This is a genomic window from Streptomyces sp. NPDC090442 (genome assembly GCF_044769405.1).
In the GTDB taxonomy this organism is placed as follows: domain Bacteria; phylum Actinomycetota; class Actinomycetes; order Streptomycetales; family Streptomycetaceae; genus Streptomyces.
This window is the reverse complement of sequence record NZ_JBIVXW010000122.1, coordinates 1-14,637: the sequence shown is the minus strand read 5'-3', so window position 1 is coordinate 14,637 and position 14,637 is coordinate 1. Positions and strand designations below refer to the sequence as shown.

The window sequence follows — 14,637 nt, the reverse complement described above, 5'->3', positions numbered from 1 at the left end:
CAAATCCGACCCCGCCACCCGCTGCGCGGTCCGCGTGATCCGCCCCAACGGCGACAACACCCGCCCCGCCATCGCATAACCAAAAGCGAACGCCACGATGGTCAGCCCCAAAAGCGCCAACAGCGAGCGGTTGAGGAGGTTGTTGAGGGCCACCGCCCGCTGGTGCATCAGGCAGTTGTTGACGGCCTCCTGCAGCAGCGCCCCGGAGGTCTCGGTGGGGAGGTCGCAGATGTCGCTGGTGGACTGGAACTTCCCGCCGAGGATCTTCAACGGCAGCGCGCTGCCGTCGTGCAGCGCGGCGGCGGCGAGCATGTAGATGATCGTGAGCAGCACGATGCCCGCCATCAGGAACATGCCGCCGTAGAGCAGCGTGAGCCGTATCCGGATGGTGGGGCGCAGCCAGGGGAAGGGCCGGGCGTTGACCGGTTTCGGGTCCCAGGCCGGCTTGGGCGGCACCGGGGGCGGCGAGGCCGCCTTGGAGTTGGAGAACGAGGGCAGGGAGGGCATCGCCGTCAGATCCGGTATCCCGAGCCGGGGACGGTGACGATCACCGCGGGCTCACCCAGCTTGCGGCGCAGCGTCATGACCGTGACCCGGACGACGTTGGTGAACGGGTCGGTGTTCTCGTCCCACGCCTTCTCCAGGAGCTGCTCGGCCGAGACGACCGTGCCCTCGCTGCGCATCAGGACCTCAAGGACCGCGAACTCCTTGGGCGCGAGCTGGACCTCCCGGCCGTCGCGGAAGACCTCGCGGCGGTTGGGGTCCAACTTGATCCCGGCGCGCTCCAGTACGGGCGGCAGGGCCACCGTGGTGCGGCGACCGAGGGCGCGTACCCGGGCGGTCAGCTCGGTGAAGGCGAACGGCTTGGGGAGGTAGTCGTCCGCGCCGATCTCCAGCCCCTCGACGCGGTCGCTGACGTCGCCGGAGGCGGTGAGCATCAGGACGCGGGTCGGCATGCCCAGCTCGACCAGCTTGCGACAGACGTCGTCGCCGTGGACGAGCGGGAGGTCGCGGTCAAGGACGACGACGTCGTAGTCGTTGACCGCGATCCGCTCCAGCGCCGCGGCGCCGTCGTAGACCACGTCGACGGCCATGGCCTCCCGGCGCAGTCCGGTGGCCACAGCATCGGCGAGCAGCTGCTCGTCCTCGACGACGAGAACACGCACGGCCCAGTCCTTCCTCACGGCCCTCGATAAGCAGGGCACAACAACATACGGAGCCCTTCCATCCTGCCCCGAAGAGTCATAAACCGGGGGTAAGCGGGGGCGTGGAGGAACGGACCGGCGGTCGGCCGGTGCACCAGCGCCCCGGATTTCCCGGGCCGGTTGAGGTTTCCCTGAGGGTGCCCATGGGGAGGACGACTGCACACCCGCGATCACGCCCTGTACCGGCGTTTTGCCACGCTCCGTTCTCCCCATTGCAGGGACCACGCCGTGATCGACTCGCCCGTCGGCACACCCCCGTGCCACCGACCCACGACGAGGGGGCGCCCCATGGACGCGTTCACCGCAGGCATTTTGCAGCGCATACGGAACACCGAAGCCGATCTGGTCCGGGCCCGCGAGGCGGGTGACGAGCTCCTCGCCGAGGTTGAGTTGGCGGAGCTTGAGGACCTTCAGCGACTGGCCGACGAGCACGGCGTGCGCTACCGCGTCTCCGCCTGATCCCGGCCGCACCGGACACGGCTGCGCCCCGGCACCGATCAGTGGTGCCGGGGCGCAGCCGTGTCCGGGCCCGGTCAGTCGTGCCAGGCGCCGAGCTCCTCCAGCAGCGGCTGGAGCTCGGCGAAGACGCCCGGGGAGGCGGCGACGGTCAGTTCGTGGGACGCGGCCTTGCCGGGACGGCCGCCGGTGAGCGCGCCGGCCTCGGCGGCGATCAGGACGCCGGCGGCCAGGTCCCAGGGGTTCAGCCCGCGCTCGTAGTAGCCGTCGAGCCTGCCGCAGGCCACGTCGCACAGGTCGATGGCGGCCGAGCCGCCGCGGCGGATGTCGCGGACCTGTGGGATCAGCGCGCGGGCCACCTCGGCCTGGGCGGCGCGGCGCTCGGTGAGGTAGCCGAAGCCGGTGCCGACCAGGGCCTGGGAGAGCGGCGGGGCGGGCCGATGGCTGACCGGCTCGCCGTTGCAGTACGCGCCGCCGCCGCGGACGGCCTGGTAGGTCTCGCCGCGCATCGGGGCGGCAACCACGCCGACGACGGTCTCGCCGTCCTTCTCCGCCGCGATGGACACGGCCCAAGAGGGCAGCCCGTAGAGGTAGTTGACGGTGCCGTCCACCGGGTCGATGACCCAGCGCACGCCACTGGTGCCGGCGCTACCGGCGCCCTCCTCCCCCAGGAAGCCGTCGTGCGGGCGGTGCTCCCCGAGGAAGTCGGTGATCAGCTTCTCGGAGGCGAGGTCCATCTCGGTGACCACGTCAATGGGGCTGGTCTTGGTGGCGGCCACCCCCAGGTCGGCCGGGCGGCCGTCGCGCAACAGGGTCGAGGCGCGGTGGGCGGCCCCCAGGGCCAGTTCGAGGAGTTCGTCGTTCAGGCGGTCGGCGTGCGGTCGGTCGAGGCGCTGCGGGTCGGGCACGGTGCTCCTTGCTCGGACGAGCGGTGGTCGGGGCTCGGGCGGGCGGCGTGGTGGGTCAGGCGGGGGCCTGGGCGGTGGGGCCGGCCCAGTCGGCACCGGCGGCGGCCGGGCGAGGCGTGCGGGCGGGGCAGCAGCCAACGGGGCAGAGGTCGTGCGAGGGGCCGAGCGCGCCCAGGGCGCAGCGCTGGGGGGCGGCGCCCCGTTCGGTGGCCGCGCGCTCCACGAGGAGGGCGCGGACGGCGGCGGCGAACCGGGGGTCGGCGCCGACGGTGGCCGAGCGGGCGACCGGCAGGCCCAGTTCGGCGGCCTTCGCGGTGGCCTCGGTGTCGAGGTCGTACTTGACCTCCATGTGGTCCGAGACGAAGCCGATGGGGGCCATGACGACCGCGGGGACGCCGGCGCCGTGCAGCTCCTCCAGGTGGTCGCAGATGTCGGGCTCCAGCCAGGGGATGTGCGGAGCGCCGCTGCGGGACTGATAGACGAGCTGCCAGGGGTGGTCGACGCCGGTCTCCTCCCGTACGGCGTCGGCGATGACCCGGGCGACGTCGAGGTGCTGGGCGACGTAGGCGCCGCCCGCGCCGTCCTCGGTGTGGTCGTCGGGGGTACCGGAGGTGTCGGCCGCCGCGGTGGGGATGGAGTGCGTGGTGAAGGCGAGGTGAGCGCCCGCGCGGGTCTCCTCCGGGAGCGCGGCGAGGGAGGCCAGGACGCCGTCGACCATGGGGCGGACGAAGCCGGGGTGGTTGAAGTAGTGGCGCAGCTTGTCCACCTGGGGCACCGGCAGGCCCTCGGCCTGGAGGGTGGCGAGCGCGTCGGCGAGGTTCTCGCGGTACTGGCGGCAGCCCGAGTACGAGGCGTAGGCGCTGGTGGCCAGGACGGCGATGCGCCGGTGGCCGTCGGCGACCATGGTGCGCAGGGTGTCGATCAGATAGGGCGCCCAGTTGCGGTTGCCCCAGTAGACGGGCAGGTCGAGGCCGTTTTCGGCGAAGTCCTTGCGGAGCGCGTCGAGGAGCTCGCGATTCTGGGCGATGATGGGGCTGACGCCACCGAACAGGAAGTAGTGCTGGCCCACCTCCTTGAGGCGCTCGCGCGGGATGCCGCGGCCGCGGGTGACGTTCTCCAGGAACGGCACGACGTCGTCGGGGCCTTCGGGACCGCCGAAGGACAGCAGCAGCAGGGCGTCATAGGGGCGGGGATCGCACTGTTCGGGCATGCCTCCGATCCTCCCACTCCCGGTCCGGGCACGCGGGGTCAGGCCCGGCTACCGAAGACGGGAACGGGGCGGAAATCGGGAGGCGCCGGGCGCCCCGCCGCCCGTAAGCTGTATCGGCCACAGTCATTCCTTACCGACCTCTTCACCCGGCGGAGCACCCCGTTGCCCAGTCCCTACCGCGCCCTTTTCGGCCGTCCCGGTACCAAGTCGTTCTCCGCCGCGGGGCTCCTGGGGCGGATGCCGCTGTCGATGATGGGCATCGGCATCGTCACGATGGTGTCCCAACTGACCGGCCGCTACGGCCTGGCCGGGGCGCTGTCCGCGACACTCGCGCTGTCGGCGGCGGTCATAGGTCCGCAGATCTCCCGGTTGGTGGACCGGCACGGGCAGCGGCGGGTGCTGCGGCCGGCCACGTTGGTGGCCCTGGCGGCGGTCGCCGGACTACTGCTGAGCGCCCAACAGCGCTGGCCTGACTGGACGCTCTTCGCCTTCGCGGCCTGCGCCGGCTGCGTGCCGAGCGTGGGCTCGATGGTGCGGGCGCGCTGGGCGGAGCTCTACCGGGGCTCGCCGCGTGACCTGCACACCGCGTACTCGTGGGAGTCGATCGTCGACGAGATGTGCTTCATCCTCGGCCCGATCCTCTCGATCGGGCTGTCGACGGCGTGGTTCCCGGAGGCCGGGCCGCTGCTGGCCGGGGTGTTCCTGGCGGCCGGGGTGTTCTGGCTGACCGCGCAGCGGGCGACGGAGCCGGTGCCGGAAGCCCGCGAACAGCACGCCAAGGGGTCCGCACTGCGATCGCCGGGACTGCGGGTGCTGGTGGGGACGTTCGTGGCAACCGGCGCGATCTTCGGGGCGATCGACGTGGTGACCGTGGCCTTCGCCCAGGAGGCGGGCCACAAGGCCGCGGCCAGCCTGGTGTTGGCGGTGTACGCGCTGGGGTCCTGCCTGGCCGGCGCGGTGTTCGGGCTGCTGCACCTGGCGGGCCCGGCCTCCCGGCGGTGGCTGGTGGGGGTGGCCGCGATGGCGGTGAGCATGGTGCCCCTCCAGTTGGCGGCGTCGCTCTCCGGTTCCCTGGTGGTGCTCGCGATCGTGCTGTTCCTCGCCGGGCTGTCGATCGCGCCGACGATGGTGACCACCATGGCGCTGGTCGAGGAGCACGTCCCGCGGACGAAGCTGACCGAGGGCATGACGTGGACGAGCACCGGCCTGGCGGTCGGCGTGGCACTCGGCTCCTCGGCCGCCGGCTGGGTCGTGGACGCGGCGGGCGCCGCCCGCGGCTACCTCGTGCCGCTCTCCGCGGGCGTCCTCGCCGCCCTGGTGGCCCTCGCCGGCTATCGCTGGCTCCGCCCCCGTGGCGTGCCGGCCCCGTCCTCCCCCGTGGCCACCGGCATCCCCGCCCCGGCCGACCAGCCGGCCTCGGAACGCCACGACGAGACCCGAGCCGGCTGACCGGGACCAGGTACGCCGCAGACGCACCTACGGGCGCGGCGAGGCCAGCCACTGCCCCAACTGGCCTCCCCATCCGGCCCGTTGACGTCCCCGGGCAGCGACCACTGGCGCGCGGAGCACTCCTCCGAAGAGTCACTCCCGTATGCGTCACCGAGACAACTCCCCCTCCCGGTTGCGTCATTGAGACATCCGGCTCCCCCGTATGCGTCATCGCGGTGCGCCGACCTTCCCGTACGCGTCACTGCGGCAGCCCGCTCTCCCGTATGCGTCATCGACACAACGCACCCGTCTCCGCGCACACCGCTGGCGCAACACCTCCCCGCACCCACCCACGAGGGTGACTTCGCGGGCACCGAGGTGACTTCGGGTGCGACGCACGTCATGACCTTCTCGCCCGGCAAAGCGAACTGGCCACCCCCACAGCCGAGTTACCGACGGTACGACATGTCCGAGAGTCATGCGGTTGCGCCCGATTTCGGGGACGTGTGATTCCCGTCACCCCGCCTGGAACGGGCGTCGGCGGCTGACATCATGCGCTGAACCAACGGCGGTCGCACGCGACCGGCCCGCGCGGAGGGGAGGGGACGTCACCGTGGCAGTCACCGACGTCATCGGCGGCTCGGGAGGACGCGGCCCGGCAGGGACCTGGCACAACTGGGCGGGCAACGTGACCGCTCGCCCCGCCCGGATCGCAACGCCGGCGAGCACCGAGGAACTTGCGGCGGCCGTCCGGTCCGCCACCGCGGACGGCCTGACGGTCAAGGCGGCCGGCACCGGACACTCGTTCACCCCGGCCGCCGCCACCGACGGGCTGCTGATCCGCCCCGAGCGGCTCACCGGGATCCGCCGCATCGACCGTGCGGCCGGCACCGTCACGGTGGCCGCCGGCACCCCGCTCAAGGACCTCAACCGGGCGTTGTCCGCGCACGGGCTGTCGCTGACCAACATGGGCGACATCATGGAGCAGACCGTCTCGGGCGCCACCAGCACCGGAACCCACGGCACCGGCCGCGACTCCGCGTCGATCGCCGCGCAGATCACCACGTTGGAACTGGTCACCGCCGACGGATCGGTGCTGCGCTGTTCCGCGGCGGAGAACCCCGAGGTGTTCGCCGGGGCGCGGTTGGGGTTGGGCGCGCTGGGTGTGGTCAGCGAGTTGACGTTCGCGGTGGAGCCGGAATTCCTGCTGATCGCCCGCGAGGAGCCGATGGCGTTCGCCGAGGTGACCGACCGCTTCGACGAACTCGTCGCCGAGAACGAGCACTTCGAGTTCTACTGGTTCCCCCACACCGACAACTGCAACACCAAACGCAACAACCGTAGTCAGGGTCCGGCGGCGCCCCCGGGGCGGGTGAGCGGCTGGGTCGAGGACGAGTTGCTGTCCAACGGGGTGTTCCAGGTGGCGTGCGCGGTGGGCCGAGCGGTACCGGCCGCCATACCGGGGATCGCGAAGCTCTCCAGCCGGGCGCTGTCCGCCCGTACGTACACCGACGTCCCCTACAAGGTGTTCACCTCGCCGCGGCGGGTGCGGTTCGTGGAAATGGAATACGCGCTTCCCAAGGAGGCCGCGATCGGGGCACTGGGTGAACTGAAGGCACTGGTGGAGCGGTCGGGCTTCAGGATCAGCTTCCCGGTGGAGGTGCGGACCGCGCCCGCCGACGACCTGGTGTTGTCCACCGCGTCGGGACGGGACACCGTCTACCTCGCGGTGCACATGTACCGCGGGACGCCGTACCAGGCGTACTTCGCGGCCGCGGAGCGGATCATGACCGCGCACGGGGGTCGGCCGCACTGGGGGAAGTTGCACACCCGCGACGCGGCATACCTGGCCGGCGTCTATCCGCGGTTCGGCGAGTTCACGGCGCTGCGCGATCGGCTGGACCCGGAGCGCCGGTTCACCAACCGCTACCTGCGGCAGGTGCTGGGTGAGTGAGCGGCGGCCGGCCCGCTGGTGACGTACCGCGGCCCGGTGTCCCGTAGGGAGCACCGGGCCGCGGTCCTGGAGGGTCCGCCGGTGCGGCGGCCCACCCGTTGGGGGCGATCCTTCGTCAGGGGTATCAGGGGGTGTTGGGGTCGGGGGTCTGCCCACCGGAGGGCTTGTCGCTCTGCTGGTGCCCCGGGGTGGCGCCGCCACCGGTCGAGCCGGAGCCACCGCCGTCCTTGCCGCCGTCGGTACCGGCCGACTGGCTCGGCGACGGGTCGGGCGAGGAGGACGTACCGGGGCTCGGGGAGCCGGAGGCGCCGTCGCTCGGGGTCGGCGTCGGGGACTGCCCACCGCGGCCGGTGCCGCTGTCGGCGCCGTCAGAACCCGTGCCGCCGGAGCGGTTGGGGTCCGGCGACTGCGAACCGCCGTGGCGGTCGGTACCGCTCCCGGTGGAGTGCCCGGGCTCCGGCGCCTGCGGAGTGCTGTGCCGCTGCGGCGAGAAGTTGCCCGAGGTGATGTTGCTGAGCGTGGTGCCGGGGTTGCCGCTCGCCGACTGGCCGGTGAGCAGCTCGGTAGCGGTGACGGCGCCCATGGCGAGCACGAAGACGGCGAGCGCACCGAGCGCGGGCCGCTTCCAGCCACGCAACCGGGTCCCGTAGGTGGCGGTCGCCTCTTCGGTGTCGTGCGGCACGACACCGGACTCCGGGCACCCGGGGCCGCCGGCCTGCGGGAGCACGGTGGTCTCGTCGGCGTCCCGGGCGGCGGCCCGGCCCAGCGCCATGGTCCGCTCGGCCGGCCGCGCCACGAGCTGCGTCGCGTCCAGGTCGCGTCCGGGTGGCTGCTGCTGGGCGCGGGGGATCAGCTGCGTGCGGGCCGTGGCGGGATTCGGTTCGCGAGCCGCGACCGAGGTGACGGGGTCCTGGGTGCCCTGCTTGTCGAAGGTGGGCAGCACCTTCGTAGCGTCGGCGGACCCAGGGGTGCTAGTGGTGGTCTGGGATCGAGTGGTGGATCGAGATCGGCTGGTGGAGACGCGGTGCGGCTTCGGCCGGGTGGTGACCGCCGCTTCCTTGATCTGCTCGCCGGTGCGCCGGAACAGGTGCTGGAATATCGAACCGCCGGTCGTGGCGACGACGCTGACGACACCTGCGCCGATGATGGTTCCGTACACACCGAGCTGACCTGCGAGGAACGCGGCGACGGCCGCTGCGAGCGCGCTGCCGGCGACCTGGGCGAGGCTCAGGTCGACCCGCTTCTCCTTCGGTTTCGTGTCGGCTTCGGTTTTTTCGTCCATCTCCTACCTTTGATCGCCCCTTCGTTCCATCTTGCATGGAGAAGTGACCAAACGGCGGAGTCATTAGTTCCGAATCTGAGGAATCTGTGAACCTCGCCACCCATAGCGCAGGTAGAGAGGTCGACAAGGTGACTTGCCCTGACTCTCTGCCCAGAACTTCCACGGCGCGGCGGTCCACTTCAGTGGCCCAAATGGAGTACTGTGGCGAGCCCTGGCCCCGGTTCCCGTCCGGCTGCCCGGACCCGCGGGAGGGGCACTGAAGGTGACACCCTCCCTGGGGTGCCGTTGCTCGGCACGGGTGGTCGGTGACAGGGCAAGCGGCATGGTCACTGAGCGTTGCGAACTGGTAACCGTGTCATGACGGCGTTTCTGGGCCAAGCCCCGACACGCCGGGCAACTCGGCAATGTTGTGGCAGGCTGCACCCGGGCAGGCCACACTCGACTAGCGGAAGCAGCGACGCACGTGACGTCGGCAGGCACCACCCGGGAGGTCCCCATGCCCGAACTGCGTGTCGTGGCCGTCTCCAACGACGGCACACGGCTGGTGCTCAAGGCTGCGGACAGCACCGAGTACACGCTTCCGATCGACGAACGGCTGCGCGCGGCCGTCCGCAACGACAGAGCGCGGCTGGGCCAGATCGAGATCGAGGTCGAGAGCCATCTGCGCCCGCGGGACATCCAGGCGCGGATACGAGCCGGTGCCTCCGCTGAGGAGGTCGCTCAACTCGCCGGCATCCCCGTCGACCGGGTACGCCGCTTCGAGGGACCGGTGCTCGCTGAGCGGGCGTTCATGGCCGAGCGGGCCCGCAAGACCCCCGTGCGTCGACCGGGCGAGAACACCGGGCCCCAACTCGGCGAGGCGGTTGCCGAGCGGCTGCTGCTGCGCGGCGCCGACAAGGACAGTGCCCAGTGGGACTCCTGGCGCCGGGACGACGGCACCTGGGAGGTGCTGCTCGTCTACCGGGTCGCCGGGGAGCCGCAGTCGGCCACCTGGACCTACGATCCGCCGCGCCGCTTGGTGCAGGCCGTGGACGACGAGGCCCGGGCGCTGATCGGCGAGAGCGACGACACCCCCGAGCCCAGCTTCCCGTTCGTGCCCCGGATCGCGCGGCTGCCGCGCGACCGGCCGTTGGACCGCACCCTGGACCGCCAGGCGCCGGAGCGCGCCGAGCAGTCCGGCGAGGACCGGGAACGGGAGGGCCGGAGCGAGGAGGCCACCGGCGAGCGGGAGCGGGATTCACTGACCAGCCTGTTGGAGGCGGTGCCCAGCTTCCGGGGCGACATGGTCGTCCCGGATACCGCCAAGGCGTCGCAGCCGGACGACGAGGAGCAGGCCAAGGTCGAGGAGCCGCCGGCTCCCGCAGCGAGCGCGGGCGCGGGTTCCGCGTACGCCGACGTGCTGATGCCGCGGGCGGTGGGGGGCCACCGCGACCGGCTGACCGGGACGACGGACCGGCAGGCCGAAGCGGACGGGGTGCGACCCGGGCGACGGGCCGCGGTGCCCAGTTGGGACGAAATCGTCTTCGGCACGCGGAGGAAGAAGCCGGAATAGCCCGGTACGGCCGGGTTCCGGCCCTGTTGTGCGTGGCGTCCGCCCGCTCCCTGGATTCGGGGAGCGGGCGGACGCCGTTCCATGGACCCGTCATGGGCCCCAGTCGCCGCTCAGCCGGGCTGCGGGCCGGTGGCGATGGGCCGGGAGGGGTCGGCACACCACTCGCTCCAGGAGCCGACGTACAGCGCCGCGGGGATGCCGGCGACGGCGAGGGCGAGGACCTGGTGGGCGGCGGACACGCCGGAGCCGCAGTAGACGCCGACCTCGGTCTCGTCGGTGGCGCCCATCGCCGTGAACCGCGCGGCGAGTTCGGCAGCGGGGCGGAAGACCGTGCTGCCGACCGTGACGTTCTCGGTCGTGGGGGCGGAGACCGCGCCGGGGATGTGGCCGGCCACCGGGTCGATGGGTTCGATCTCGCCCCGGTAGCGCTCACCCGCCCGCGCGTCCAGGAGGACGCCGCGACGGGCGAGGGCGGCCGCGTCGTCGGCGGTCAACAACGGCATCGCGCCGGGTGCGAGGGTGAAGTCGCCCCGCTGCGGAGTCACTTTGTCGACACTCATCGCGCCGCCGGACGCCTGCCATGCGGCAACTCCGCCGTCGAGAACCCGCACGTCCGGGTGGCCCGCCCAGCGCAGCAGCCACCACGCGCGGGCGGCGGCCCACCCCTGGCCGCCGTCGTACGTGACCACCGGGCGGGCGGCACTGACGCCGGCGGCCCGCATCGCATCGGCGAAGACGGCGAGTTCGGGGAGCGGGTGCCGACCCGCCGCACCGGGCGGCCCGGCCAGTTCGCCGTCGAGGTCGACGTAGACCGCGCCGGGCAGGTGACCGGCCTCGTACGCGGGGCGACCGGGCGGGCCACCAAGCTGGTAGCGCACGTCCAGGAGGAGCGGAGCGTCGGGGCCCGCCAACTCGCTCGCGAGTTCGGTAGCGGTGATGATGGCATTCATGGCACTCATCCTTGCGTAGCGATCACTACGTACAGAAGGCGGGTGCCCACCCTCCGTATGACGGAGTTCAGCGGCGCCGCAACGCCATTGAAACGGAAGTGGAACGTCAAAACGGGCATTCTCCCTCGCGAACGCGCCATGGACGGCGCGGCCGGGGCGCACACCCGATGACAGGGTGCGAGCATCTGCTCGGGACCCCCGCCCGTACCGCACATGGCCAGCACCACGATGCTCCGAGGAGAGAGTGACGATGACGACCGAGGCAGCAGCCCGGCGGATGCCCGGCGCGCCCTGCTGGGTGAGCCTCCTGGCACACAGCCTGCCCGCGACGCAGGAGTTCTACGGCGCGCTCTTCGGCTGGGAGTTCCGCCCGGGGCCGCAGCACTTCGGTCCGTACGCCCGCGCCTTCCTCGACGGGCTAGAGGTGGCCGGAGTCGGTGAACTGGCGGCCGACCGGCACCTCCCGGTCGCCTGGACCACCTATCTGGCCAGTGACGACGCGGACGTGACCGCCGAGCAGATCCGCGCCTGCGGCGGCACCGTCGGGGTCGGCCCGTTGGACGCCGACGACGCCGGCCGGATGGCGATCGCCTCCGACCCGCAGGGCGCCATCTTCGGCGTCTGGCAGGGCAAGGCGATGCTGGGCACCGCGGTCAGCGGCGAACCGGGTACCCCCGTGTGGAACGAGTTGGTCACCCAGGAGACGGACTCCGTCGCCCCGTTCTACGAGCACGTCTTCGGCTTCGAGCGGGAGGCCGTGGTCTCCGCCGACTTCGACTACCTGACGCTGCACATCAAGGGCAAGCCGGTCGCCGGCATCCATGGCGTCGGCAACGCGCTGCCGCGCGACCGGGGTCCGCACTGGATGACGTACTTCGCCGTCCCGGACACCGACGCCGCAGCCCGTCGGGTCGTCGAACTGGGCGGCCACGTGCTGCGGCCCGCACGGGAGTCGGCGCACGGCCGGCTGGCGACCGTCGCCGACACCGAGGGCGCGGCCTTCACGATCATCCAGCGGCGCTGAGGCGGGCCGCCCCTCCGGCGACCGCGGGCCCGGCCTAGCGCGCGCTGTCGACCGGCAGGACGTCCGGGGAGAGCACGCCCGCGCGGGCGGTCGCCGCGGTCTGCCGCCGGCTGTGGTGACGGCGGCACAGCACCTCGTAGCCGACCTCCGCCGGCCGCTCCACGCCCTCGCCGGGGGCCTCGCCCACGACATCACCGACGACGACCTGCGCGCCCTCGACGACCATCCGGCCGTCGACGGTCCGCGCGTTGTGGGTGGCCCGGGCGCCGCACCAGCACAGCGCCTCCACCTTCAGTGCCTCGATGCGGTCGGCGAGTTCGACCAGGCGCTGGGAGCCGGGGAAGAGCCTGCTGCGGAAGTCGGTGGTGATGCCGAACGCGAAGACGTCCAGCTCCAGGTCGTCGACGATCCGGGCGAGTTGGTCGACCTGCTCGGGGCCGAGGAACTGCGCCTCGTCGGCTATGACGTAGTCGACCCGGCCGCCGGCACTGAGGTGGTCCACGACGTGGGAGTAGAAGTCGAGGTCGTCCACGGCTTCGACGGCCTCGGTGACCAGGCCCAGGCGCGACGAGAGCTTGCCGCGACCGGCCCGGTCGTTGCGGCTGTAGATCATGCCCTGTAGGCCGCGGGCCGATCGGTTGTGCTCGATCTGCAGCGCCAGTGTCGACTTTCCGCAGTCCATCGTTCCGGAGAAGAACACCAGCTCGGGCATGGGGAAGGGCGGGCCTTTCGGGCTCGTACGGAGGGGACGTGCGGTGGGTTGACGGTGCTGACGTGCAGGGGTCAGGTGCGGACTTCGAGGAGCGGCACCAACTGCTCCACCGGGGTCATGGAGCCGTGCAGACCGACCATCTGCGACTCGTTGGGCTCCCGTTCGCTGGCGACGATCGCCACGTCGGCGTGGGCGGCGGCCACCACGTCGCCGATCCGGGCACGGACCCGGTCGTCGACCTGTGGGCCGAACCAGCCCGCGGCGATGGCCTCCTCGCGGCTCGCGACCCACATCTGGTCGCCGACCACTTCGCGCCAGACAGCGAGCACGTCGGAGGCGGCGCCCGGGTGGGCGTAGACGTGCCGGGCGCGACCCTCGCCGCCCAAGAGGCGCACGCCGGCGCGCAGTTCCCAGTCCTCGTCGAAGTCGATCCGGGAGTCGGGGTCGAAGGGGATGTCGATCATGCCGTGGTCGGCGGTGACGTACAGGGCGCTGCGCGGCGGGAGTTGCTCGGCCAGGCGCTGGGCGAGCCGGTCCACGTAGAGCAGTTGGCCACGCCAGGCGTCGGAGTCGACGCCGTAACGGTGACCCTTGCCGTCGACCTCGGAGTAGTAGGTGTAGACCAACGAGCGGTCACCGGCGGCCAGTTGTTCGGCGGCGAGGTCCATCCGCTCCTCGCCGGAGAGGCGGCCGTGGAAGGTGCCGCCGCTGAGCGCGATCCGGGTGAGCGGGGTCTGGGCGAAGTCGGGCGCGGAGACCTGGCAGGTGTGGATGCCGGCTGCGTCGGCGAGTTGGAAGACCGTGGGGTAGGGCTGCCAGGCGTGCGGGTCGGTCCACGGGCGCCAGCGCAGTTGGTTCATCAGCGCACCGGTGGCCGGGTCCTGGCAGGTGTATCCGGGCAGGCCGTGCGCGCCCGGTGGCAGGCCGGTGCCGACCGAGGCCAGGGACGTGGCGGTGGTGGCGGGGAAGCCGGCGGTGAGCGGGCGGCCGGTGCCGTTGAACGAGCTGTCCAGGAGGGAGGCCAGGAACGGCGCCTCGTCCGGGTGGGCGCGCAGCAGCTCCCAACCGAGGCCGTCGATCAGGAAGACGCAGGCGCGGTCGGCGGGGGCCAGCTCCATGGTGCTGCTGACGCCGGGCAGACCCTGGCCGGCGACGATGGCGGGCAGCAGGTCAGCCAGCGAGCCGGTGCCGTACTGGGGCACCGGGGCGGTGAGCGGGTCGAGCGGTTCCGGCTCCGGCCAGGCGGGGGCGGTGTGCACCATCAGCGGGCGCTGGTGGCCGCGGTGGCCTCGGAGAGCGCCTGGGCGAAGGCGAGGGTCTCGCGCACCGACTCCGGGCCGTCGCCGGCCTCGCTGACCCGGAGGGAGAGGTCGTCCGCGGTGGAGGAGCCGGTGTAGCCGTGGTCCGCGTCGCAGTTGGGGTCGCCGCAACTGGCGGGCTCCAGGTCGAGGCGCGCGACGGCGCCCCAGCCGATGGTGAGGACGACCTCACGGGGGAGCTGGCCGGGGGTGTACGACTCGGGGTTGGCGACGACGCGGCTGAGCACGACGGACGAGATCCGGCCGAGCTTGACGGACTCGGTGGAGGTGGTGGCGTACGGGGACGGGGAGGTGGCGTCGGCGGCCTGCTCGTCGGTGTGGCTGACGATGAAACGGGTGCCGGTCAGGACCAGGACCGTGACGTGGCGGCGGACCTCGTTGGCGTCGAAGGTCGTCTCCTGGTGGACGAGGTACGACACCACCGGCTCACCACCGACCGCGGCCTGCACCGCCTCGGCCACGAGCGTCGGGTAATAGCCACTGCGCTCGATCGCCGCGCGCAGCCCCTGGGTCGTCGTACCGGTCTTAGCCATGGGGTCCATCTTACGGGCTGCCCCGCGATTGATGTTGGGGCGTGTTGGCCTGGGAGTTCGGCTGGTGGGTGATTCAGCAGGCCGTCGCGCGGACGAGCACGAGG

Annotated in this window: 13 protein-coding genes and 1 pseudogene; 5 read left to right on the top strand and 9 right to left on the bottom strand. The window is 72.2% G+C overall.

Annotated features, from left to right (window positions below):
- Nucleotides 1–507: pseudogene (locus ACIQU6_RS42255) on the bottom strand (two-component sensor histidine kinase); the annotation flags it as partial.
- Nucleotides 508–512: 5 nt separating this feature from the next.
- The gene (locus ACIQU6_RS42250) at nucleotides 513–1,166 is read right to left on the bottom strand and encodes a response regulator transcription factor (protein ID WP_016576171.1); all 654 of its coding nucleotides are present in this window, start codon (nucleotides 1,164–1,166) and stop codon (nucleotides 513–515) included.
- A gap of 327 nt (nucleotides 1,167–1,493) precedes the next feature.
- Between ACIQU6_RS42250 and ACIQU6_RS42245 the strand changes: the two genes are divergently transcribed.
- On the top strand, nucleotides 1,494–1,664 hold the full coding sequence (locus ACIQU6_RS42245; RefSeq protein WP_403487621.1) for a hypothetical protein: 171 nt from the start codon (nucleotides 1,494–1,496) through the stop codon (nucleotides 1,662–1,664).
- A 74-nt stretch (nucleotides 1,665–1,738) separates the two neighbouring features.
- Here ACIQU6_RS42245 and ACIQU6_RS42240 read toward each other — a convergent pair whose 3' ends face one another.
- Both ACIQU6_RS42240 and ACIQU6_RS42235 read right to left on the bottom strand, forming a co-directional pair.
- Nucleotides 1,739–2,569: an inositol monophosphatase family protein gene (locus tag ACIQU6_RS42240; protein ID WP_403487619.1), complete on the bottom strand. Its 831-nt coding sequence runs from the start codon at nucleotides 2,567–2,569 to the stop codon at nucleotides 1,739–1,741.
- Nucleotides 2,570–2,624: 55 nt separating this feature from the next.
- The gene (locus tag ACIQU6_RS42235; RefSeq protein WP_403487617.1) at nucleotides 2,625–3,779 is read right to left on the bottom strand and encodes a ferrochelatase; all 1,155 of its coding nucleotides are present in this window, start codon (nucleotides 3,777–3,779) and stop codon (nucleotides 2,625–2,627) included.
- Between the two features lie 162 nt (nucleotides 3,780–3,941).
- Here ACIQU6_RS42235 and ACIQU6_RS42230 point away from each other — a divergent pair, with 162 nt between their 5' ends.
- Both ACIQU6_RS42230 and ACIQU6_RS42225 read left to right on the top strand, forming a co-directional pair.
- On the top strand, nucleotides 3,942–5,228 hold the full coding sequence (locus ACIQU6_RS42230) for an MFS transporter (RefSeq protein WP_403487615.1): 1,287 nt from the start codon (nucleotides 3,942–3,944) through the stop codon (nucleotides 5,226–5,228).
- Nucleotides 5,229–5,820: 592 nt separating this feature from the next.
- On the top strand, nucleotides 5,821–7,161 hold the full coding sequence (locus tag ACIQU6_RS42225) for a D-arabinono-1,4-lactone oxidase (RefSeq protein WP_403487613.1): 1,341 nt from the start codon (nucleotides 5,821–5,823) through the stop codon (nucleotides 7,159–7,161).
- 124 nt (nucleotides 7,162–7,285) lie between these two features.
- Here the strand turns inward: ACIQU6_RS42225 and ACIQU6_RS42220 are convergent, their stop codons facing one another.
- Nucleotides 7,286–8,443, bottom strand: coding sequence for a hypothetical protein (locus ACIQU6_RS42220; RefSeq protein WP_403487611.1), 1,158 nt, complete (start codon nucleotides 8,441–8,443; stop codon nucleotides 7,286–7,288).
- Between the two features lie 496 nt (nucleotides 8,444–8,939).
- Between ACIQU6_RS42220 and sepH the strand changes: the two genes are divergently transcribed.
- Entirely contained in the window at nucleotides 8,940–9,995 is a 1,056-nt protein-coding gene (sepH, locus tag ACIQU6_RS42215) for a septation protein SepH (protein WP_403487609.1), read from the top strand.
- A gap of 110 nt (nucleotides 9,996–10,105) precedes the next feature.
- Here sepH and ACIQU6_RS42210 read toward each other — a convergent pair whose 3' ends face one another.
- Nucleotides 10,106–10,945: a sulfurtransferase gene (locus ACIQU6_RS42210; protein WP_403487607.1), complete on the bottom strand. Its 840-nt coding sequence runs from the start codon at nucleotides 10,943–10,945 to the stop codon at nucleotides 10,106–10,108.
- Between the two features lie 250 nt (nucleotides 10,946–11,195).
- Between ACIQU6_RS42210 and ACIQU6_RS42205 the strand changes: the two genes are divergently transcribed.
- Nucleotides 11,196–11,969 carry a VOC family protein gene (locus tag ACIQU6_RS42205; protein ID WP_403487605.1) on the top strand — a complete coding sequence of 258 codons (774 nt, stop codon included), beginning with the start codon at nucleotides 11,196–11,198 and terminating at the stop codon, nucleotides 11,967–11,969.
- Between the two features lie 34 nt (nucleotides 11,970–12,003).
- On the opposite strand, the gene ACIQU6_RS42200 is transcribed toward ACIQU6_RS42205, so the two are convergent.
- The 3 genes from ACIQU6_RS42200 to ACIQU6_RS42190 all read right to left on the bottom strand — a co-directional run bounded on the left by ACIQU6_RS42200 (nucleotide 12,004) and on the right by ACIQU6_RS42190 (nucleotide 14,533).
- A complete protein-coding gene (locus ACIQU6_RS42200; protein WP_403487603.1) occupies nucleotides 12,004–12,681 on the bottom strand; it encodes a thymidine kinase in 678 nt (225 codons plus the stop codon).
- Nucleotides 12,682–12,752: 71 nt separating this feature from the next.
- Entirely contained in the window at nucleotides 12,753–13,943 is a 1,191-nt protein-coding gene (locus tag ACIQU6_RS42195) for an alkaline phosphatase family protein (protein ID WP_403487601.1), read from the bottom strand.
- Complete coding sequence (locus ACIQU6_RS42190) at nucleotides 13,943–14,533, bottom strand: DUF5998 family protein (protein WP_403487599.1); 591 nt, start codon at nucleotides 14,531–14,533, stop codon at nucleotides 13,943–13,945. The genes ACIQU6_RS42195 and ACIQU6_RS42190 overlap by 1 nt, the downstream gene beginning before the upstream one ends.
- Nucleotides 14,534–14,637: the final 104 nt, after the last annotated feature.